This window comes from Billgrantia zhangzhouensis (assembly GCF_021404465.1).
In the GTDB taxonomy this organism is placed as follows: Bacteria; Pseudomonadota; Gammaproteobacteria; order Pseudomonadales; family Halomonadaceae; genus Halomonas; species Halomonas zhangzhouensis.
This window is the reverse complement of sequence record NZ_JABFTT010000001.1, coordinates 100001-120637: the sequence shown is the minus strand read 5'-3', so window position 1 is coordinate 120637 and position 20637 is coordinate 100001. Positions and strand designations below refer to the sequence as shown.

Sequence of the window (20637 nt, the reverse complement as noted above, 5' to 3'; positions counted from 1 at the left end):
AAACGGCCCGAGCGTGGCAAGGTGCGTCAGTCGGTCTCTTCGGAAGCGTAACCGCGGCGGATCGCCGCCATGTGCTCGGCGCCGCCGAACTTGGCCAGCGAGCGTGCGAGGCGTTCGAGGTTGGTCTCGCGCCACGGGCCGGGGGCGCGCAGCCGGCAGCGGTCGAGATCGATCAGCCAGACGGTGTCGGCAGCATCGACAAGCAGGTTGCGCGCATTGAGATCGACGTGGTCGAGGCCGGCATCGTGAAAACGGCGTACGGTGGCCCCGACCCGTTCGAGCAGCGACGGCTCGATGCCTTCCAGGTGCTCGGCCAGGGTGCGGGCGCCGGGAATGCGCACGGTGATCAGCGCCGCCGTGTAGGTCGGCCCATGACGGGTGACGCTGGCCGCCACCGGCCGTGGCACCGGCAGGCCCCGAGCGTGGAGATGGGCGGTGAGACGCAGCTCGCGAAAGGCACGGGTGCGCTCGAGCCCTGTCCACAAATAGCGGCTCTCGCTCACCTTGGCGATCAGCCCGCCGCGGCGATAGCGGCGCAGCACCCACTGTTCGCCTCCAATATCGAGAAACAGACTGCTGCCGCGGCCGGGGGCGGCACCGATTACCCCTCCTGCGCGGTGCCAATGGTCGGGCTCGAACAGTGCGGGTCCGATTTGTGGCGCCGACTCGGCGTCACATACACTGTCCGCATCATATAGAATGAAAACCTTTCCCGTTCGACATGTTGCCAAGTGCATGAAGCATCCTCTGCCTGCCCAACCGTGCCATATCGCCGTGCTGCGACTCTCCGCCCTCGGCGACGTGTGCAATCTGGTACCCACCGTACGCGCACTGCAGCGCCAGTGGCCCGACGCTCGTATCACCTGGATCATCGGCAAGGCGGAACACAGTCTACTGGCCGGCCTCTCGGGGGTCGAGTTCGTCGTCTACGACAAGGCCTCGGGGCTTGCCGGTATGCGCCGGCTCTGGCGTGAGCTCGGCGACACTCGCTTCGACGTGCTGCTGCACATGCAGCAGGCGCTGCGGGCCAGTGTGCTCTCGCTGGGGTTCAAGGCCGACGTGAGGGTGGGCTACGACAAGGCGCGCGCCAAGGATGCCCAGCACTGGTTCACCCATCGCCAGCTGGCACCACATCCGCGTGCCCATGTGCTGGAGTCGTTTCTCGACTTTGCCCGCCTGCTGGGGGTGAAGGATCTCTCGCTGACATGGGACCTGCCGGTGCCTGATGCGGCCTTTGAGGAGGCTGCGGCGCTGACCGGTGCCGCGGCCTATCTGCTGATGAGCCCATGTGCCAACCCTCGACTGCGCAATTTCCGCAACTGGTCGGCCGAGGGTTACGCTGCCGTCATCGAGCATGCCTGGGCGCAGTACGGCCTCAAGACCGTGCTCACCGGCGGTGGCAGTACGCAGGAGCGGGAGATGGGCGAGCGCATCGCTGTATTGTCACGTCCGGAGGCGGTGATCGATGCCATTGGCGCCACCTCGCTCAAGGGGCTGCTGGCCCTGATCGGCCGTGCCCGGGTAGTGATCGCTCCCGACTCCGGGCCGGTGCACATGGCCAATGCCATGGGCACACCGGTGGTAGGCCTGTTTGCCACGACCAATCCGGATCGCGCGGCCCCCTATCTATGGCGCGATTTCGTGGTCAACCGCTACCCTGACGCCGTGCGGACCTACATGCATCGCGAGCTCGACGGGATCACCTGGGGACAGCGCGTGCGCCACCCTGATGCCATGTCACTGATTCGCATTGACGACGTCGTTCAGCAGCTCGATGCGCTGTTGATGCGTTCGGACGACGATCGCAAGGAAGAGGAACGACCCGATGAAGCTTGACCTGACCGCGCTGGAGCAGGCGCACGTGCTGGTGGTGGGCGACGTGATGCTCGACCGTTATTGGCATGGCGCCACCTCGCGTATTTCCCCGGAAGCCCCGGTGCCGGTGGTGCGGGTGGACGAGTGTGAGGACCGCCCCGGTGGAGCGGCCAACGTGGCGCTCAACATCGCCTCACTGGGCGCCCACGCTGCGCTCAGCGGCATGGTCGGCGACGATGACAACGCCCGCCGGCTGGTCGAGCGCATGGAGGCTGCTGGCGTCGACACCTACTTCGAGAGCAGCTCCGGCATTCCCACCATCACCAAGCTACGGGTGATGAGCCGCAACCAGCAATTGATCCGGCTCGACTTCGAGGATGGCCTGGGCGAACTCGATACCCATGGGCTGTTGGCACGGGTCGAGCAGGGGCTGCCCGACTGCAACCTGGTGATCCTCTCCGATTACGGCAAGGGCACCCTCAACCGGGTCGAGGAACTGATCGCACTGGTGCGCGGTGCGGGCAAGCGGGTGTTGATCGACCCCAAGGGCAACGACTTCATCAAGTATCGCGGCGCCAGCGTGATCACGCCCAACCTGGCCGAATTCGAGGCGGTGGTCGGCCACTGCCGCGATGAGGATGAACTAGCCGCCAAGGGAGCGGCACTGTGTGCCGAACTCGAGCTAGAGGCGCTGCTGATTACCCGCAGCGAGCGGGGCATGACCCTGATTCGTGGCGATCACGAGCCGTTGCACCTGCCGACCCGGGCGCGCGAAGTGTTCGACGTCACCGGCGCCGGCGATACCGTGATCGGCGTGCTGGGGCTGGCGCTGGCGGCCGGCCATGGTTTCCCCGAGGCAATGACCCTGGCCAACCTGGCGGCCGGCCTGGTGGTGGCCAAGCCCGGTACCGCGACGCTCTCCATCGCCGAACTCTACACGGCGGTGCATGGCGACAAGCTGGCCGAGTTCGGCGTCATCGAGGAGACGCCGCTGATCGAGGCGGTGCGCGCCGCCCAACTGCGTGGCGAACGGGTGGTGATGACCAACGGCTGCTTCGATATCCTGCATGCCGGTCACGTAGCCTACCTGGAGCACGCCCGGCAACTCGGCGACCGGCTGGTGGTAGCGGTCAACGACGACGGCTCCATCGCCCGGCTCAAGGGACCCAAGCGCCCGATCAATCCACTCGCCCGTCGCATGCAAGTGCTGGCCGGCCTCGGTGCGGTGGACTGGGTGGTACCGTTCAGCGAAGACACTCCGCAGCGCCTGATCGAGACGGTGTTGCCCAACGTGCTGGTGAAGGGCGGCGATTACCGTGCCGACGAGATCGCCGGTGGCGATGCGGTGCGCGCCGCAGGGGGGGAAGTGAAGGTGCTGGGCTTCGAGGACGGCGTCTCCACCACTGCCATGATCGCTACCATTCTCGATCGCGAGAGCTGATGCCCAGGCCCCCTAGCCGCTGGCCTCGTTGGCTCTACTCGGCGGCGCTCTATCTGCTCTCGCCTCTGATCTGGAAGCGGGTCTGGCGTGAGCATGCGCTCACCAACCTGAGGCGTGAGCGGTTGGGGCTGATACCGCGTCAGCCGGCCGGAATGCCCAGTATATGGCTGCATTGTGCCTCGGTGGGCGAAGTACAAGCCGCCCGCCCGCTGGTGGAGGCGCTGCTGGCGCACTATCCGAATCGCCGTCTGGTGATCACCACCATGACCGCCACCGGCGCCGAGCGGGTACAGGCTCTGGTGGAAGCAAAGCGCCTGGCCGGGGAGCCCGAACGCATTAAGCATCGCTTCCTGCCGCTCGACTTCCCTGGTGCCGCGCAGCGCTTCGTCGCGCGGCTGGAGCCCGAGCTCGCCATCTTCTTCGAGACCGAAATCTGGCTTAACCTGCTGACGGCATGCCGCCGCCGCGGCGTGCCCACGGCGGTGGTCAACGGCCGCCTATCGCCGCGTGCTTTTCGTAGCTACCGCCGCCTGCGGCCCTTGATGGCGTCGGCCCTGGCCCAGCTCGACTGGCTGGCCGCCAAGTCCCGCGGTGACGCCGAGCGCTTCCGTGCGCTGGGCATGCCGACGACGCGTATCGACGTGGTAGGGTCGCTCAAGTACGACCTGACGCCGGACGCTGCGACGAGCGAGGCCAGCAAGCTACTGTGCACGCGCCTTGGTTCACGCCCCGTCTGGGTCGCTGGCTCGACCCACCCCGGCGAAGACGAGCAACTGCTTGAGGCCCATGCCCGCCTGCGTCAGCACTATCCCAATGCCCTGTTGATCTTGGTGCCGCGCCATCCGCAGCGCTTCGAGGCGGTGGCCGAGCTCGTCCAGGAGCGCGGCATGGCGTTGGCGCGGCGTGCCCGTGGCGAATGGCCGGATGGGCGTACCGCGGTGTATCTGGGCGATACCATGGGCGAACTGCTCACCCTGTACGGCGCTGCCGACCTGGCCTTCGTCGGCGGCAGCCTGGTGCCGGTGGGAGGACACAACCTGCTCGAGCCGGCCGCGATGGGCGTGCCGGTACTGACCGGCCCCGAGCTGGCCAACTTCGCCGACGTGGCCGAGACCTTGCGCCAGGGCGGCGCGCTGGTCGAAGTGAGTGGTATCGCCATGCTGGCCGATACTCTCGTTACCCTGTTCCTCGACGAGGCCGAGCGCCACCGCTTGGCCGAGGCCGGCCTGGCGGTGGTGGCGGCCAATCGCGGCGCGCTGGCGCTCACTCTGGCCGGATTGGAACGCCTGCTGCCCAGTGAGTGAGCCTCTACTTACCCCTCTGGCGGTGATCAGGCAGGAGTAAGGCGCTCTACGCCCTGCTCGGTGCCCAGCAGCAGCACGTCGGCGCCGCGCGCGGCGAACAGGCCGTTGGTGACCACCCCGACGATGGCGTTGAGGCGTGCCTCCATGGTCACCGGGTCGTCGATCATGAACTCGAAGCAGTCGATGATCTGGTTGCCGTTATCGGTGACCACACCCTCGCGATAGACCGGGTCGGCACCCAGCATGACCAGCTCGCGTGCGACATAGGAGCGGGCCATGGGAATCACCTCCACGGGCAACGGGAAGGCGCCCAGGCGCTCGACGCGCTTCGAGGCGTCGGCGATGCAGATGAAGCGTTCGGCGCAGGCGGCCACGATCTTCTCGCGGGTGAGTGCCGCGCCGCCTCCCTTGATCATGTGTAAGTGAGCATTCACTTCGTCTGCGCCATCGATGTAGAAAGGCACCGTGCCCACGCTGTTGAGTTCGAACACCTCGATCCCATGGCGGCGCAGACGTTCGGCGCTGGCCTCGGAGCTGGCCACGGCGCCCTTGAAGTCGTCGCGTAGCCGTGCCAGGCGGTCGATGAACAGGTTGGCGGTGGAGCCGGTGCCGATGCCAAGGATGGTATCGCGCTTGAGCCACGGTTCGATCTCGGCAATGGCGGCGGCGGCCACGGCGTCCTTCAGTTCGTCCTGGGTCATGTCTTGCTCGTATCAGTGGATGGCGGGTGCCGCGCCATTATAGGCCACGTTGCGCTTGCTGCCGACGCGTCCGCTGGACGACAAGGTAGCGGAAATGCTACCTATAGGGGTTCTCTGCAGTGCAGCACAGGCTGCCGCCCCCTCTGCGCCACTCTTGGAAACGTCAGGATGCTCGAAGCCACCGTCAAGAAGATCCTCCAGGCTCACGTCTACGAAGCCGCACGTGAAACGCCAATCTCTCCGGCTCCCTTCCTGTCACGCCGCTTCAACAACCAGATCCTGATCAAGCGCGAGGATCTGCAGCCGGTCCACTCGTTCAAGATTCGTGGCGCCTACAACAAGATGGCGCAGCTCTCCGAGGAGCAGAAGGCCAAGGGTGTCATTGCCGCTTCGGCCGGTAACCATGCCCAGGGGCTGGCCATGGCAGCCAAGCTGATGGGAGTCAAGGCGGTCATCGTCATGCCGCGCATCACGCCGGAGATCAAGGTCCAGGCGGTACGTGCCCGGGGGGCCAAGGTGGTGCTCAAGGGCGATGCCTTCGCTGCCGCCGCCGAGCATGCTCAGGAGCTGATCGCCGAGCACGGATATACCTACATTCCTCCCTTCGATGACATCGACGTGATCGCCGGCCAGGGTACCGTGGCCGTGGAGATCCTGCGCCAGCACACCGGGCCGCTGGATGCGATCTTCGTGCCGGTGGGCGGTGGCGGCCTGATCGCCGGCGTGGCGGCCTACGTCAAGTATCTGCGCCCCGATATCAAGGTGATCGGCGTCGAGGCCGAGGACAGCGCCTGTCTCAAGGCGGCGCTCGCGGCCGGCAAGCGCGTGACCCTCGATCAGGTCGGCGTGTTTGCCGAGGGTGTGGCGGTGGCGCAGATCGGCAAAGTGCCGTTCAAGGTCGTGCGCGATCTGGTCGACGATGTCATCACCGTCAACGCCGACGAGATGTGCGCTGCGGTCAAGGACATCTTCGATGATACCCGGGCGGTGGCGGAAACCTCGGGGGCGCTATCGCTCGCCGGGCTGAAGAAATATATCCAGCAGACCGGTGTCGAGAACCAGGCCCTGCTGTGCATCAACTCGGGCGCCAATACCAACTTCGATCGCCTGCAGCACATTGCCGAGCGTACCGAGCTGGGCGAGCAGCGTGAGGCGATCCTGGCCGTGACCATTCCCGAGCGCCCCGGCAGTTTCAAGAAGTTCTGCCGCACCATCGGCAAGCGCATGGTGACCGAGTTCAACTACCGCTACGCCGACCCCGAGGAGGCACATATCTTCGTCGGCGTTCAGGTCAAGCCGGGTGGCGAGGATCGCCAGGCGGTGATCGACAAGCTGCACGAGGCCGGCTATCCGGTGGTCGACTTGACCGACAACGAACTGGCCAAGCTGCACATTCGCCACCTTGGCGGCGGCCGTCCCAGGGAGCACTTCGCCGAAGAAGTTTATCGCTTCGAGTTTCCCGAGCGCCCCGGCGCGCTGATGAACTTCCTCACTCACCTACCCCAGGACTGGAACATCTCGCTATTCCACTATCGCAACCACGGCGCTGCCTTCGGTCGCGTGCTGGTCGGCATGCAGGTGCCCAATGGCGATCGCGCCCACGTCGAGGAGCATTTCGACGAGATCGGCTATCGCTACTGGAAGGAGTCGGACAACGACGCCTACCGCCTGTTCATGGCCTGAATGCCCGGCGATTTGGTAGGTAAGCGTTGACTTACGCCAAAGCGCCGAATTGGCTTGGGTTTCTTTTTGTAATCGCGGTTTGAATCGGTTGTCATCAAACCGTCTCAAGCTCTATAGTCAGCGATGCTCTTCAACCACGGGAACGTCAGGGAGTAGGTAACAATGAAGCGTAAGCCCGATCTGGTCATGGCACTGATGCTGGCGTTTGGCATTGGTGTGGTGGTCACCGGCTATGCCCAGGCGCTGACAGGCGGCTGAGTCGGCGGACAGTGCCATGAGTAGATGATCTCGCAACCGGTCGGAGCCCTGCTTCGACCGGTTTTTTTCATTGTCGGCCACGTCGTCGCTCAGGGGCGCACGACCCGTGCGTCGCTGACGATGGCGTCCAGCGGTACGTCCCAGGGGGCGACGGGCAGGCGGTCCACCCGCTGACAGTCGTGCGCCAGCCCGATCAGGGTGGGGCGCGGGCCGGGGCGCCGGGTGAAGGCCAGGCTGCGGTCATAGAAGCCGCCCCCCATGCCCATGCGCTGGCCTTGATCGTCGAAGCCCACCAGCGGCAGCAGGATCAGGTCCAGGGCCCAGGCCGCCAGGCGGCGAGCACGATGAGCGCCGTGGCGGGTATGAGGCTCCGGTATGCCGAAGCGGTTACGCCGCATGGGCGTGCCCGGATGGTAGTGGACGAACCACAGGCTGTTTTCCGACAGCGGTTTCAAGACCGGCAGGTAGACACGGACTCCGCGGCGGGCCAGCCAAGGAATCAGCGGACGGGGATCGACCTCGCCATCGTTGGGCAGGTAGAGTGCCACGCGCCTGGCGCGGCGCACCTCGGGCAACTGGCGCAACCTGTCGCACAGCGCGCGATTGGCCTGGCGTCGCTGCTGGGGGCTCAGTGCTCGGCGTCTGCGGCGCAGCTCCTGGCGCAGTTGGCGTCGGGAAGCGAAAGTCAAAGAGGAAAGCGCGTCGTGCTGGTCGCTCATGATATGCGGTGGGGTTCCCCAGAATGCCGCTGTCGTTCTGGCCCTTGAACCCTTGGTTCAAGGTGGGTGGCCGCAGCCGAACCGTCAGGCTTTCCGACGCACGGACATGCACACGGGTCCGGCTAGCTAATGGCCGCCCTGGGTATTGCTCATAGGCTCGAGGGACTTCAACGACTGGCCAACACCCCAGGGAACACCCTCATCGTACCAGAGCTGGCAGGCGGGTCCAACGTCATTCGGCGGAAGTTCGGCTGCGTGATGAGGCGCCCGCCGTGGCTTGCTCCAGACGCTCGCTGAGTTGGTCGAGCTGCTGCTCCTCGTGGCGGCGGGTATCCAGCACCTCCAGCAGCTCATGGGCGATGTTCAGGGCCGCCATGAGCGCCACGCGCTCGTTGCCGAGCAGGTTGTTCTGGGAGTGGATGCCTTGCATGGCGCGATCGAGGTAGCGGGCGGCGCGCTCCAGCTTGCGCTCTTCGCCGGGATTGCAGGCGAACACGTAGTGCCGGCCCAGCAGGGTCACCTGGGCGGTGGGGCGAGAGGCGTCTTCGCTCATGGCGGGCTCCGGTGTCGGCTTGTTGGCCCGATGCGTTAACATCGGGTGAAACAAGACGGATCAATTCAGTCACTCACTATAAGAGAGCCCTTCGCAGACGGTCAACGCAGCGCCGTTCGCAGGAGGACATTCACCGCAATCCGACCTAGGGGTTCTTGCATGTCAACGACCGAAGACCGCCCGGACTTTTCCACCATTGCCGATCTGTTCCTCTCCCACGGCAGCATGCAGTCGCCCGCCTTTCTCGACGGCCGCCTATGCGCCGAGCTGGCGCTTCACGATCTCACCGCCGAAGCCTGGCTGGAAGAGGTCTGTCATGGGCTCGGCATCGAGCAGCCCCGCGATCGCGAGAGCGGCGAGACGCTGCTGGCCTGGCGCCGCCAGACCCTGGATGCCCTTGCCGATGCCGCCCTCAACTACGAGCCGCTGCTGCCCGACGATCTGTTCTCGCTGGCCGAACGGGCCCGGGGCCTGCAGGAGTGGACGCTCGGTTTTCTCGAGGTGATCGAGGATGCCGGCGACAAGCCGCGTCAAAGCTGGTCGCCGGCGCTGCGCGAGGCCATCGAGGACCTCGAGGCGCTGGGCGGTATGGAGACCGATCTCGAGGACAGCACGGAGAACGAGAACGACCTGTTCGCGCTGACCGAGCATACCCGCATGGCCGCCATGCTGCTGTACACCGAGCAGCATCCCGGTCAGCCGCAGGTGGAGAGCGGCGAGCCCATCCAGCATTAGGAAGTCCAGGCCTTGCCCAAGCCCGAGATTCCTTTTTCCATAGCACGCAAGGAGCCATGATGCTGCCCGATCCCCTGCCCCGCCCCGCCCCTATCGGCAACGACGAATACCGTGCCCGCCGGAAGGCACTGATGCGGCAACTGCCGGAAAACAGCGCCGTGCTGCTGCTCGGTGCCGGGCTCGTCACCCGCTCGCGTGATAGCGACTACCCCTTTCGCCAGAATAGCGATTTTCACTACCTGACCGGGTTTCCCGAGCCCGATGCCCTGCTACTGCTGCTGCCGGGACGCACCGAAGGTGAAAGTGTGCTGTTCTGCCAGGAGCGCAACCCCAGCCTGGAAGCCTGGACAGGTATTCGACTGGGGGCCGAGGGGGCCGTGCGCAAGCATGGTGTCGATCAGGCTTACGAGAACGCCGAACGCGACGCGCGTCTGGAGACGCTGCTCGACGGCCGCACGACGCTTTACCTGATGCTCGACGATGCTGAAGCCATGGCACTGGCCGATGATGTGCGCGGGCGCCTGGCCGCGCGGGTACGGCGCGGTGCCCTTCCACCGCGCAGCTATGCCGACCTGGCGCCACTGCTGCATGCACAGCGGCTGATCAAGAGCGAACACGAACTCACCCTGATGCGCCATGCGGCACGAATCTCGGCCCTGGCGCACCTGCGTGCGATGCGCACCGCCCGTCCCGGCCTTGCCGAATACCACCTCCAGGCGGAGCTCGAGCACGAGTTTCGCTGGCATGGCGGCAGCGGGCCGGCCTACGCCAGTATCGTAGGTGGCGGCGCGAACGCTTGTGTGCTGCACTACATTGAGAATAACAAGCCGTTACGTGAGGGTGAGCTAGTGCTGATCGACGCTGGGGTCGAGTTCGAGCTGTATGCCGGGGACATTACCCGCACCTTCCCTGTCGACGGTCGATTCAGCGATGCCCAGCGTGACCTCTACGAGCTGGTGCTGGCGGCGCAGGAGCGTGCTGTGGAGGCGATTCGTCCTGGCGCGACCTTGGCCGAAATCCATGACGGCGTGGTAGGCGATCTCACTGCCGGCCTGATCCGTCTGGGGTTGCTGCAAGGCGAGGTCGAGGCGCGCATCACGGACGAGAGCTACAAGCGCTTCTACCTGCACTCGACGTCGCACTGGCTGGGGCTCGACGTTCACGACGTGGGGGAGTATCGCCTCCAGGGTGAGCCGCTACCGCTGGAACCGGGCATGGTGCTAACGGTGGAACCCGGCCTGTATATCCCATCTGACGAGGACATCGCGCCCGAGTTTCGCGGTATCGGTATCCGTATCGAGGATGACGTGGCGGTAACCGCCGAGGGGTACGAGGTGCTGACCGCCGACGTACCCAAGCGGGTGGCGGATATCGAAGCATTGATGGCTAGCGAGTAACCAGCGAAGGATGTTTTCTTCATGACATTACGTAATTTACGTTACGAAATGATGGACTGTAGTCCAGGTCTGGCCTCATGACGGCGGTCGGTCCGCATCAGGTGGATATCGCCATCGTCGGCGGCGGTCTGGTGGGGGCCAGCCTGGCCTGCGCCCTGGCGCCACTGACCGAGCGCCACGGCATCAAGGTGGCGGTAGTGGAAGCCGCGCCCCTGGCCAATAGTGCCAGTACGCCCTGGCAGCCCAGCTTCGATGCGCGTTCCAGTGCCATCGCCCAAGGGTCGGCAGAGCGCTTTCGTGCCATGGGGCTATGGGAGCCGATGTCCGAACAGGCCGCGGCCATCCATCGCATCCATGTGAGCGAAAAGGGGCATCTGGGGGTAACCCGGCTCACCGCCGCCGAGCTCGACCAGCCGGCGCTGGGCTATGTGATACCCAATGCCTGGATGGGGCGCGTACTGCACCGCCGCCTGGCCGAGTTGCCCATCGAGTGGCATTGCCCTGCCAGCGTGGAGGCGATCGACTCCGCGGAGGAAGGGTATCGCCTCTCGCTTTCCGACGGTTGTACGCTGCAGGCCGGTCTGACGGTGCTGGCTGACGGCGGTCGCTCGGGGCTCAAGGAGCAGCTCGGCATCGCCAGCGATGCGACGCCTTACGATCAGGTCGCGTTGATCGCCAACGTCGAGGTCAGCCGTCCGCACGACGGCGTCGCCTACGAGCGCTTCACTCGCGAGGGCCCCATTGCCCTGTTGCCGCTATCGGGCCAGCAAATGGCGCTGATCTGGACTCACCCCGCAGGACGTGAGCAGGCACGGCTGGCGCTCGGTGACGGCGATTTCCTGACCGAGTTGCAGCGTGCCTTCGGCGATCGGGCCGGACGCTTTCGGCGCGTCGGCAGTCGCCATGCCTATCCGCTCACCCTGGTCACCGCCCGGGAAACCATCCGCCCGGGGCTGGCAGTGCTGGGCAATGCCGCCCACTCGCTGCATCCTGTGGCCGGTCAGGGGTTCAACCTGGCGCTGCGCGGCGTGACCGATCTGGTCGCAGCTCTGGAGCTGGCCATCGCCGATGGCCAGCCGCTCGGCGGCATGCTGACGCTGCGCGACTTCGAGGCCAGGCGTATCGTCGATAGGCATCGGGTGATTCGTTTCAGCGATGGCTTGGTACGCCTGTTCGGTATCGACAGCGGCCTGCTGGCCCATGCCCGCGCCGCTGGGCTGGTGGGGCTCAACCTCATCGGCCCGCTGCGCCGGGGGCTGGCGCGCCGAGCCATGGGGCTGGAACGTTGAAACAAGGCCGCGACGGATGGACAGCGACACGTTGCCGTTATCTCGGCGGGTGATGGATGGGTGAGGGAGTGAGCAATGACGGAAACGGCGCAACGGTCGACGGCGCACTATGAGGTCATCATCGTGGGGGGCGGCATGGTAGGCGCCGCCCTGGCCGCGTTATTGGGCCGGGCGGAGGTGGCCGTGGCCTTGCTCGACGCCCGCCCCGAGCCGGTCGCCGCCGACCAGGTGGGGCGTGGTTTACCGGCGATGCGGGTCAGCGCCTTGACGCCGGTATCCCAGCGGCTGCTAGAAGGCCTGGGAGCCTGGTCCTGGATGACGGAGCGCCGAGTGACGCCTTATCGCTTCATGCAGGTGTGGGATGGCGAGGGTAGCGGTGAAGTGGGCTTCTCGGCGGAACAGGCCGGCGTGCCGTTACTGGGCCACATCGTCGAGAACGACGTCATTCTGGCGGCACTGGAGCGCTTGCTGGCCGAGCTGCCCACGGTTGACGTGCAGCTCGGCACGCGAGTGACGGGGCTGGAAGCGGGGCCGGCGGGACGCGTGGTGGAATTCGACGATGGCCGTCGCCTCTCGGCGCCATTGGTAGTGGCGGCCGATGGGGCGCTCTCGCCGCTGCGTGAGATGGTGGGCATTCCGGTGCACGCCCACGATACCGGCCATGTGGCGGTGGTGACCACGGTGCGCACCGAGCACGGGCACGGCGGCGTGGCGCGTCAGGTGTTCCGGGAAAGCGGTCCGCTGGCCTTCCTGCCGCTGACGGTAGATGGCGATGAGCGCTACTGCTCCATCGTGTGGTCGACCTCGCCGGAAGAGGCCGAGCGGCTGGTCGCGCTGGCTCCCGAGGGGCTGGCCCGCGAGCTGCAAGCGGCCTTCGAGGCGCGCCTGGGGGTGGTGGAAGTGGTCGATCGTGCCCTGGCGGTGCCGTTGACCCAGCGTCATGCCGAGCACTACGTAGCATCGGGCTTCGCCCTGGTGGGCGATGCGGCGCATAGCATTCACCCGCTGGCGGGACAGGGCGTCAACCTGGGGCTGATGGACGTGGCGGTGCTGGCCGAAGAGGTGCTCGTCGCGCGGCGGCGGAGCATACCCTTGGGCGAGGTGCGCATGTTGGCGCGCTACGCTCGTCGCCGTCGCGGCGACAACGCCGCCATGCTGGCGCTGATGGATGGCTTTCGCCTGTTGTTCGGTACCCGCCACCCGGCACTGACACTGGCACGCAACCTGGGGCTTGCCGGCGTAGACCGGCTGGTGCCGCTCAAGCGACTGCTCATGCGCCAGGCAATCGGCGAACGTGGCCAGCTACCGGCATCCTGCCGCTGAGCCGTGCCCCGGCTGGTCAGCGGCCGGGGTGCGAAGCGCGGTCATCTATCCCGCCGCTCCAGCACGTTCAGTGCCTTGAGCAGGTTGAGCGCCTCGCCGAGCTGGTAGTCCTCGCGCAGGCGTTCGGCCATCTCGGTGGAAAGCCGCGGTTCGCCGCGTGAGCGCAGGTGCCCCTCGAGATCGGCCTCGCGCAGCTGACGGCTGCTTTCGGTGACCTCGAGCCGGCCGCGCACCACGGCGACATCGGGCTCGATGCCCAGCGCCTGGATCGAACGGCCATTGGGCGTGTAATAGAGCGCCGTGGTCAGCTTCAGCCCTTCGCCATTGCCCAGCGGCATGACCTGCTGCACCGAACCCTTGCCGAAGCTCTCGGTACCCATGATTACTCCGCGGCGCTGATCCTGGAGCGCGCCGGCGACGATCTCCGCGGCGGAAGCACTGCCGCCATTGATCAGGACCACCAGCGGTACGTCGGGAGCCGCGGTTTCGCGGCTGGCCGAGAAGCGCATCTGGGCATCGGGCAGGCGCCCCTCGGTGTAGACCACCAGGCCGCTTTCGAGAAAGGCGTCGGCCACGGCGACGGCGGCCTGTAGTATGCCGCCTGGGTTGTTGCGCAGGTCGAGCACCAGTCCCTGCAGCGCCCCGTCACGCTCCATGCGGCGGATGGCGGCGTTGACCTGCTCGCCGGTACGGCTCTGGAACTGGCTGACACGGAGGTAGCCGTAGCCCGGCTCCAGCATCTCGCTGCGCACGCTCTCGGTGCGAATGACCTCACGGGTCAGGGTCATGTCGAGCGGGGCCTCTTCGCCGCCGCGCAGGATGGTCAGTTGGATCCGGCTGCCGGACTCGCCGCGCATCAGGGTCACGGACTCCTGCAGCGACAGGCCCTCGGTGGGAGTACCGTCGATCTCCAGGATGACGTCGCGGGCCTGCAGGCCGGCGCGCGAGGCGGGCGTGTCGTCGATCGGTGTGATCACCGTGAGGCGGCCGTCCTCGAGGCCGACCTCGATGCCGATGCCGCCGAACTCACCCTCGGTGGACTCCCGCAGGCTCTGGAACTCGCTGCGGTCGAGGTAAGCCGAATGCGGGTCGAGTTCGCTAAGCATGCCGCGCATGGCGTTGCGTAGCAGGGTGCTGTCGTCGACCTCCTCCACATAGGCACGCTTGATCCGTTCGAACACCTCGGCGAAGGTCTGGATGTCTTCCAGCGGCAGCGTGTCGACGGGCGGAGTTGCCTGAGCGTAGGCCGGCGGGGCGATGAGGGGCAGTGCCAGCAGCGTCGTCGCCAGCACAGCGGCCATCGATCGTCGAGGAGCGGACAGTAGGCGGGCGGGACGTGAGGGCATGCGAACTCCGCTGTTACGAGGCGAGGCTGACCAGCATAGCCCGAGGCCCCGGGCTTGTGAAATCCCTGTCATTGTCATCTCCGTGCAATCCAGGCCTGAGGGTCGATGGGGTCGCCGTTACGACGAACTTCGAAATAAAGCGCCGGCGTGGTATGGCCTCCGCTCTTGCCCACCGTACCCAGGGTATCACCTCGCGAGACAGCCTGGCCGACGCCAGTGCCGAACTGCTGCAGATGGGCATAAAGGGTCATGACATTGTCGCCATGATCGATGATCAGCAAATTGCCGAAGCCGCGCATCCAGTCGGCGAAGACCACCCGCCCGGCATGCACCGCCTGTACCGGTGTGCCCTCCCGGGCCTCGATCAGGATGCCGTTGTAGTGCACTCCGTCGCCGCGCCGATAGCTCGAGGTCACGTTGCCCTGTACGGGCCAGGGCAGATCGCCCCGGGTGCGCTCTATGGCAGTGGAGGGTGGCGGGCGCTGCAGCCGGGCGAGCTCCTCGCGGACACGCTCCAGCACCTGCTCGGCTTCGCTGCGGTCGCGGTTGAGGCGTGCCAGACGCGACTGCTCGTCGCTATAGCGTGCGTCCAGCTCCGCGACCAGACGTTCGCGCTCGGCCATATGTTCGGCAAGCTCGGCGCTGCGCGTGGCGAGTTCGTCGGCCAAGGCGTCCATTCGCTCGCCGCGCGCCTGCAGCTCACGGCGGTTCTCGCTCAACTGGGCATCGAGCCGGGCGATCTCGTCCAGCCGCGCGTTGCGGGCGCGGGCCAGGTGGTTGAGGTAGGTTTGCAGGCGGTCGAGCCGTGCCGGGTCGTCCTGATTGAGCAGCAGTTTGAGCTGCGGGGAGAGGCCCAGTCGATAAAGCGCATCCAACTGCACGTTGAGCGCCTCGACTTGCTCGGCACGTTCGGCCCGTAGTGCTTCGCGGGCAGATCCGAGTGTCTCGATCTCGTCGCTGAGCCGGCGGCGGTCGGTCTGGATGGCGTCCAGCCGGGCATGCGTCTCGGCCAGAGCGGTTTCCGCCTGGCGCAGCGCCCGGGTGGCCTCGTCCTGGGCCTCGCGGGTCTGGCTCAGGCGTCGACCTAGCGCCTGAATCTCGCTGCCGATGGCATCGAGACGCGCGCGTGCTTCGCGTTCGCTGGGCTGGGCTTGCGCACTGGCCGAACCCAACCCGACCAGCCCTGGCAGCATGGCGAGAGCCACCAGCAGGGCTCTCAATGGGGGGCGCCACCGAGGCCGATTCATGGTTGTACGGGCTCGCAAGCGCTGGTCATGCCGGCTCGATCAGCACCCGGCCGGTCATCTCCTCGGGAATCGGCTGCTCCATCATCGTCAGCAGGGTCGGCGCGATATCGCACAGGCGACCGTCGTCGAGCAGTTTCACGGCGCGGGGACCGACATGGATCAGCGGTACTTCGAAGGTGGTATGGGCGGTCTGGGCCACGCCGGTGTCGGGGTTGACCATCTGCTCGGCGTTGCCGTGGTCGGCGGTGATCAGGCAGGCGCCGCCGGCGCGCTCGATGGCCTCCACCACGCGGCCGACGCAGGCGTCAACCGCCTCGATGGCCTTGACCGCAGCGTCGAAATCGCCGGTATGGCCGACCATGTCGCCGTTGGCGTAGTTGCACACGATCAGGTCGTAGCGGCCCGAGTCGATCGCTTCCACCAAGCGGTCGGTCACTTCCTCGGCGCTCATCTCGGGCTTCTCGTCGTAGGTCTTGACGTCCTGGGGCGAGGGCACCAGCACACGGGTCTCACCCTCGAATTCGGCCTCGCGACCGCCGGAGAAGAAGAAGGTGACATGAGCGTACTTCTCGGTCTCGGCGATGCGCAGCTGAGTCAGGCCGCGGTTCTCCATCACTTCGCCCAGGGTATTGTGCAGGTCGGCCGGCGGGAAAGCGGCCGGGGCGGGTATGTCGGCGGCATATTGGGTCAGGGTGACCAGGCTGCCACCGGCCAGCGCCGGGCGTACGCGACGCTCGAAGCCGTTGAAGCCATCCTCGACGAAGGCGCGGGTCAGCTCGCGGGCACGGTCGGCGCGGAAGTTCATGAAGATGGCGGCATCGCCGTCTGCCACGGACGCAGGCCCCTGTTCGGTCTGGATCACGGTGGCCGAGACGAACTCGTCGTTCTCGCCGCGCTCGTACGCATCCCGCAGCCCCTGCTCGGCGCTGGTGGCCTGGTACTCGCCCACCCCCTCGGTGAGCAGGCGATAGGCCTTCTCGACGCGGTCCCAGCGGTTGTCGCGATCCATGGCGAAATAGCGACCGATGATAGAGGCGACGAAGCCGTGGTCGGCCCCGACCAGCTCGGCTAGTCGGGCGTTGGTGCGCTCGATGGAGGCCAGGGCGCTGCGCGGTGCGGTGTCGCGGCCATCGAGGAAGCCGTGCACGTAGATGCACTGGGCACCACGGCGGGCGGCCAGCTCGGCCATGGCCAGGATGTGGTCCTCGTGACTGTGCACGCCGCCGGGAGAGAGCAGGCCGAGCAGATGCACGGCGCGGCCCGCGCTCACGGCGGCATCGATGGCATCGGTCAGGGCAGGAATGAGGTCGAGATCGCCATCCTCGATGGCCTTGGAGATACGGGTGAGCTCCTGATAAACGACCCGGCCGGCGCCCAGGTTCATGTGCCCCACCTCGGAGTTGCCCATCTGCCCCTCGGGCAAGCCCACGTACTTACCGTCGGTGTGCAGCAGGGCATGGGGGTGCTCTTGCCACAGCCGATCCATGTTCGGCGTGTGCGCTGCGGTGACGGCGTTATCGGTGGGATCGGGATTATGGCCGTAGCCATCCAGAATGATCAGGGCAACGGGACGCGGGGCGTTCTCTGTCGTCATGGGAGCAATGGGCCTCTTGAGCATGATGGGCGCGACATCGGGCCGTCCGGGAGGCTGTCCTCGGCCGATTCGCCTGTGCGGCGATGGGCGGCGGGTCTTTCTGAGTCGCTCGAGGGCCGCACGGGACAAGCACCTGGACGACGGGGTCGCGACTTGAGTCGGCTTGCGGCATCATAACGCACGGTCAGGCGAGCGTCATGGCCTGGCGCATGGCCGGGAGACCATGCCGCAGGGGATGCCTCATGGTGTATACTCCGCCATCCGGGTGACTTGCCCCAACGACTTTCCGCTATTCCCGACAAGAGTGTGCCGGACCCATGATCGATCAACTGTTCGAATTCGTGCAGAATCATCCGCTCCTGGTGGGCGCCTTCCTCATGGTGCTGACCGCCTGGATCGCCTATGAGGTTCGCAACAGCGCCGCGAGCGGCGTATCTTCCAGCCAGGCGACCCAGTTGATCAACCGCGAGGACGCCGTGGTGGTGGACACCCGCGAGGCGAATGACTTCAAGGCCGGCCATATCGCCGGCGCGCGCAACATTCCCCAGAGCCGCATCGATGATCGCATGGGCGAACTCGAGAAGGTCAAGGACAAGCCGATCATCGTGGTCTGCAAGAGCGGCCAGGCATCGGGCATTACCATGGCCAAGCTGACCAAGGCCGGCTTTACGCGGGCCTTCAAGCTTAAGGGCGGCATGATGCAGTGGCAGGCCGACGGTCTGCCGGTGGTCAAGAAATAGCCAATACACAAGACGCACGACGCAAAAGGAACCTTCCCATGGCCGATGAGAACAGCCAGAACGCCGCCGGCGGCAACCAGGCCGCCGCGGGCCAGCAAAACAAGCAACAGCTCCAGTTCGCCGTTCAGCGTATCTACGTCAAGGACATCTCCTTCGAGGCGCCGAACTCCCCCGCCGTGTTCCAGCAACCGTTCAAGCCCAAGGTTGGCCTGGATCTGAACACTTCCAGCGCCCAGGTTGGCGAGGGGCTCTACGAGGTGGTGGTGAAAGTGACCGCCCAGGTCTCTCACAGTGAGAGCGGTCAGACTTCCTTCCTCGCCGAAATCGAGCAGGCCGGCCTGTTCCGCATCAGTGGCATCGAAGGGGCGCAGCTCGAGCACACCCTGGGCGCCTTCTGCCCCAACGTGCTGTTCCCCTACGCCCGGGAGTGCATCGACAACCTGGTCAACCGCGGCGGTTTCCCGCCCCTGATGCTGGCGCCGGTCAACTTCGAGGCGATCTTCGCCCAGAAGAAGAAGCGCGAGGCCGAGCAGGCCCAGCAGCAGGGCGAGCAAACCACCCAGTAAGGGCGCGTCGCGTGTCGACCGGCCCGCGCATTCACGTCGCCGCCGACTTCTCCGTCGGCGGCGACGTCGTTCTACCCGAAGGGCCGGCACGCCATGTGGCCCGGGTGCTTCGCCTGGGTGAAGGCGCGCCGGTACGGCTGTTCGACGGCGCCGGCTTGGAGGCCCGGGCGGTACTCGTCGAGGCCGGCCGCAAACGCGTGGTGGCCCGCATCGAGGCGGTGGAGGGGGGCCGTGGCGAATCGCCGCTGCCGGTGCACCTGGGGCAGGCGATCTCCAAGGGGGATCGCATGGACTATGCCATCCAGAAGGCCGTCGAACTGGGTGTCGCCGCCATCACGCCGCTCTACACCGAGCACGGCGACGTGCGTCTCAAGGGCGAGCGCGAGGCGAAGAAGCTCGCCCACTGGCAGGCGGTGGCCGCCAGCGCCTGCGAACAGTGCGGTCGCGCCGTGGTGCCTGCCGTGCATTCGCCTAGGCCGCTGACAGAGTGGCTAGGCGAGCGCTGCGAGGCGCTGCGCCTGGTGCTGCATCCCGGCACTGCGGGCGCGTTCGAGCGTAGCGATGCCCCGGCCTCCGTGGCACTGCTGATAGGCCCCGAAGGCGGCTTTTCCACCAGTGAAGTCGAGGCCGCCGTGGCCAGCGACTTTTTGCCTCTCTCCCTCGGGCCGCGCATCCTGCGCACCGAGACCGCGCCGGTGGTGGCGCTGTCCCTGTTGCAATATCGCTTCGGCGACCTCGGGCCACCCGCCGCCTGAGCCTCGTCCGCCACCGTACTTTCTCGACGAGCCCTCCCGGCGCGCCGTTGCTGCGCCTAGTTCTTTAGTCGAGGTCGGTCCATTTCCCCTTGCGCGGGCGCTTTCCGCTCCTTTAGGTTGTTATTTGTATGATGTATGACAAAGCATCAAAACCAGAGAGGATGAGTCCGTGAAGTTTTCTCCAACCGCTGTGAAGCAAGCCGTGGGCGATGGCCTGCTGTCATTTCCCATCACCGATTTCGACAGCGCGGGTCGCTTCGATGCCGAGAGCTACCGCCGTCGCCTCGAGTGGTTCATTAGCCACGAGATTTCCGCCGTGTTCGTGGCGGGAGGCACCGGGGAGTTCTTCAATCTCTCGCTGGAAGAGTTTCGCGAGGTGGTGGCCACCGCTGTGGAAGTAGTGGACGGCAAGCTGCCGGTGATCGCCAGCGCTGGACTCAGCGTCGAGAGTGGCAAGGCGTTTGCCCGGGCGGCGGAAGAGGCGGGGGCGGACGGCATCCTGCTGATGCCGCCCTATCTCACCGAATGCCCCCAGGACGGCCTGGTGGAATACGCCCGCCAGATCTGCGATTCGACCTCCCTGGCTGTCATCTACTACAACCGCGCCAATGGGGTACTGAACGCCGAGTCGGCGCACAAGCTGGCGATGCTCTGCCCCAACCTGGTCGGTCTGAAGGACGGCAAGGGCGACATGCAACTGCTCAACACCATCGTCAAGCGGGTCGGTGAGCGGTTGACCTACGTGGGCGGCGTGCCTACGGCGGAGATCTTCGCCGAGGCGTATCTCGCCATCGGCGTGAACACCTACTCCTCGGCGGTGTTCAACTTCGTGCCGGAGATGGCGGTCACGTTCTACAAGGAACTGCGCAAGGGCAACCAGGAAGCCGTGAAGCGGATCACCAACGATTTCTTCATTCCCTTCGTCGCGCTGCGCGACAACAAGCCGGGCTATGCGGTCAGCCTGATCAAGGCCGGCGCCGCCATCATTGGCCGGCCGGCAGGGGCGGCGAGGGCGCCGCTGGAGATGCCTGCTGCTGAAGAGTGCCGACAGCTTGAAAAGCTGGTGAGCGTTGTAAAACAGCGTAGCTACGCATAAGGCTAAGACATGAGGCCCAAGTTAAGTTTAAGCTTGGGCCTCGTGGGATAGACTTATACGAAAAGATTACAAGGG

Annotated in this window: 19 protein-coding genes and 1 other RNA gene; 12 read left to right on the top strand and 8 right to left on the bottom strand. The window is 66.0% G+C overall.

Translation table 11 applies throughout. The annotated features are described in order from the left end of the window. Window positions 1–26: 26 nt before the first annotated feature. On the bottom strand, window positions 27–737 hold the full coding sequence (locus tag HOP51_RS00570) for a 3-deoxy-D-manno-octulosonic acid kinase (protein ID WP_234272008.1): 711 nt from the start codon (window positions 735–737) through the stop codon (window positions 27–29). Here HOP51_RS00570 and HOP51_RS00565 point away from each other — a divergent pair. From HOP51_RS00565 to waaA, 3 genes are read left to right on the top strand one after another with little or no spacing between them, the layout of a single operon-like run. Beyond that, on the top strand, window positions 736–1836 hold the full coding sequence (locus HOP51_RS00565; RefSeq protein WP_234272007.1) for a glycosyltransferase family 9 protein: 1101 nt from the start codon (window positions 736–738) through the stop codon (window positions 1834–1836). The genes HOP51_RS00570 and HOP51_RS00565 overlap by 2 nt on opposite strands. Continuing rightward, window positions 1826–3256, top strand: a complete 1431-nt coding sequence (hldE, locus tag HOP51_RS00560; RefSeq protein WP_234272006.1) for a bifunctional D-glycero-beta-D-manno-heptose-7-phosphate kinase/D-glycero-beta-D-manno-heptose 1-phosphate adenylyltransferase HldE — start codon at window positions 1826–1828, stop codon at window positions 3254–3256. The genes HOP51_RS00565 and hldE overlap by 11 nt, the downstream gene beginning before the upstream one ends. Then, on the top strand, window positions 3256–4560 hold the full coding sequence (gene waaA / locus HOP51_RS00555; protein WP_234272005.1) for a lipid IV(A) 3-deoxy-D-manno-octulosonic acid transferase: 1305 nt from the start codon (window positions 3256–3258) through the stop codon (window positions 4558–4560). Before hldE ends, waaA begins: the two co-directional genes overlap by 1 nt. 26 nt (window positions 4561–4586) lie before the next feature. Here waaA and rpiA read toward each other — a convergent pair whose 3' ends face one another. Further along, the gene (gene rpiA, locus HOP51_RS00550; RefSeq protein ID WP_234272004.1) at window positions 4587–5261 is read right to left on the bottom strand and encodes a ribose-5-phosphate isomerase RpiA; all 675 of its coding nucleotides are present in this window, start codon (window positions 5259–5261) and stop codon (window positions 4587–4589) included. A gap of 168 nt (window positions 5262–5429) precedes the next feature. On the opposite strand from rpiA, the gene ilvA reads away from it, so the two are divergent. Further along, entirely contained in the window at window positions 5430–6944 is a 1515-nt protein-coding gene (ilvA, locus tag HOP51_RS00545; protein ID WP_234272003.1) for a threonine ammonia-lyase, biosynthetic, read from the top strand. 347 nt (window positions 6945–7291) lie between these two features. Here ilvA and HOP51_RS00540 read toward each other — a convergent pair whose 3' ends face one another. From HOP51_RS00540 to HOP51_RS00530, 3 genes are all read right to left on the bottom strand, one after another. Continuing rightward, window positions 7292–7921, bottom strand: a complete 630-nt coding sequence (locus HOP51_RS00540; protein ID WP_234272002.1) for a 5-formyltetrahydrofolate cyclo-ligase — start codon at window positions 7919–7921, stop codon at window positions 7292–7294. Between the two features lie 11 nt (window positions 7922–7932). Next, window positions 7933–8117: non-coding RNA, 6S RNA (ssrS, locus tag HOP51_RS00535), on the bottom strand. Window positions 8118–8153: 36 nt separating this feature from the next. Next, window positions 8154–8474 (bottom strand): cell division protein ZapA, encoded by a 321-nt coding sequence (locus tag HOP51_RS00530; protein ID WP_234272001.1) that lies wholly within the window; start codon window positions 8472–8474, stop codon window positions 8154–8156. 159 nt (window positions 8475–8633) lie between these two features. Here HOP51_RS00530 and HOP51_RS00525 point away from each other — a divergent pair, with 159 nt between their 5' ends. The 4 genes from HOP51_RS00525 (at window position 8634) to HOP51_RS00510 (ending at window position 13218) form a co-directional block, all read left to right on the top strand. Beyond that, the gene (locus tag HOP51_RS00525) at window positions 8634–9209 is read left to right on the top strand and encodes a UPF0149 family protein (protein WP_234272000.1); all 576 of its coding nucleotides are present in this window, start codon (window positions 8634–8636) and stop codon (window positions 9207–9209) included. A 59-nt stretch (window positions 9210–9268) separates the two neighbouring features. After that, window positions 9269–10606 (top strand): Xaa-Pro aminopeptidase, encoded by a 1338-nt coding sequence (pepP, locus tag HOP51_RS00520; RefSeq protein WP_234271999.1) that lies wholly within the window; start codon window positions 9269–9271, stop codon window positions 10604–10606. A 77-nt stretch (window positions 10607–10683) separates the two neighbouring features. Next, a complete protein-coding gene (ubiH, locus tag HOP51_RS00515) occupies window positions 10684–11895 on the top strand; it encodes a 2-octaprenyl-6-methoxyphenyl hydroxylase (RefSeq protein WP_234271998.1) in 1212 nt (403 codons plus the stop codon). Between the two features lie 75 nt (window positions 11896–11970). Further along, window positions 11971–13218, top strand: a complete 1248-nt coding sequence (locus HOP51_RS00510) for a UbiH/UbiF/VisC/COQ6 family ubiquinone biosynthesis hydroxylase (protein ID WP_234271997.1) — start codon at window positions 11971–11973, stop codon at window positions 13216–13218. Between the two features lie 41 nt (window positions 13219–13259). Here HOP51_RS00510 and HOP51_RS00505 read toward each other — a convergent pair whose 3' ends face one another. The 3 genes from HOP51_RS00505 to gpmI all read right to left on the bottom strand — a co-directional run bounded on the left by HOP51_RS00505 (window position 13260) and on the right by gpmI (window position 17405). After that, window positions 13260–14564 carry a S41 family peptidase gene (locus HOP51_RS00505; protein ID WP_234271996.1) on the bottom strand — a complete coding sequence of 435 codons (1305 nt, stop codon included), beginning with the start codon at window positions 14562–14564 and terminating at the stop codon, window positions 13260–13262. Window positions 14565–14638: 74 nt separating this feature from the next. After that, entirely contained in the window at window positions 14639–15757 is a 1119-nt protein-coding gene (locus tag HOP51_RS00500) for a murein hydrolase activator EnvC family protein (RefSeq protein WP_407061767.1), read from the bottom strand. Window positions 15758–15836: 79 nt separating this feature from the next. Beyond that, window positions 15837–17405: a 2,3-bisphosphoglycerate-independent phosphoglycerate mutase gene (gpmI, locus tag HOP51_RS00495; RefSeq protein WP_234271995.1), complete on the bottom strand. Its 1569-nt coding sequence runs from the start codon at window positions 17403–17405 to the stop codon at window positions 15837–15839. A gap of 317 nt (window positions 17406–17722) precedes the next feature. Here gpmI and HOP51_RS00490 point away from each other — a divergent pair, with 317 nt between their 5' ends. The 4 genes from HOP51_RS00490 to kdgD all read left to right on the top strand — a co-directional run bounded on the left by HOP51_RS00490 (window position 17723) and on the right by kdgD (window position 20562). After that, window positions 17723–18145, top strand: coding sequence for a rhodanese-like domain-containing protein (locus tag HOP51_RS00490; RefSeq protein WP_234271994.1), 423 nt, complete (start codon window positions 17723–17725; stop codon window positions 18143–18145). Between the two features lie 38 nt (window positions 18146–18183). Further along, on the top strand, window positions 18184–18711 hold the full coding sequence (gene secB, locus HOP51_RS00485; protein WP_234271993.1) for a protein-export chaperone SecB: 528 nt from the start codon (window positions 18184–18186) through the stop codon (window positions 18709–18711). Between the two features lie 11 nt (window positions 18712–18722). Next, window positions 18723–19466 carry a 16S rRNA (uracil(1498)-N(3))-methyltransferase gene (locus HOP51_RS00480; protein WP_234271992.1) on the top strand — a complete coding sequence of 248 codons (744 nt, stop codon included), beginning with the start codon at window positions 18723–18725 and terminating at the stop codon, window positions 19464–19466. Window positions 19467–19635: 169 nt separating this feature from the next. After that, the gene (kdgD, locus tag HOP51_RS00475; protein ID WP_234271991.1) at window positions 19636–20562 is read left to right on the top strand and encodes a 5-dehydro-4-deoxyglucarate dehydratase; all 927 of its coding nucleotides are present in this window, start codon (window positions 19636–19638) and stop codon (window positions 20560–20562) included. The last annotated feature ends 75 nt before the right edge of the window (window positions 20563–20637 follow it).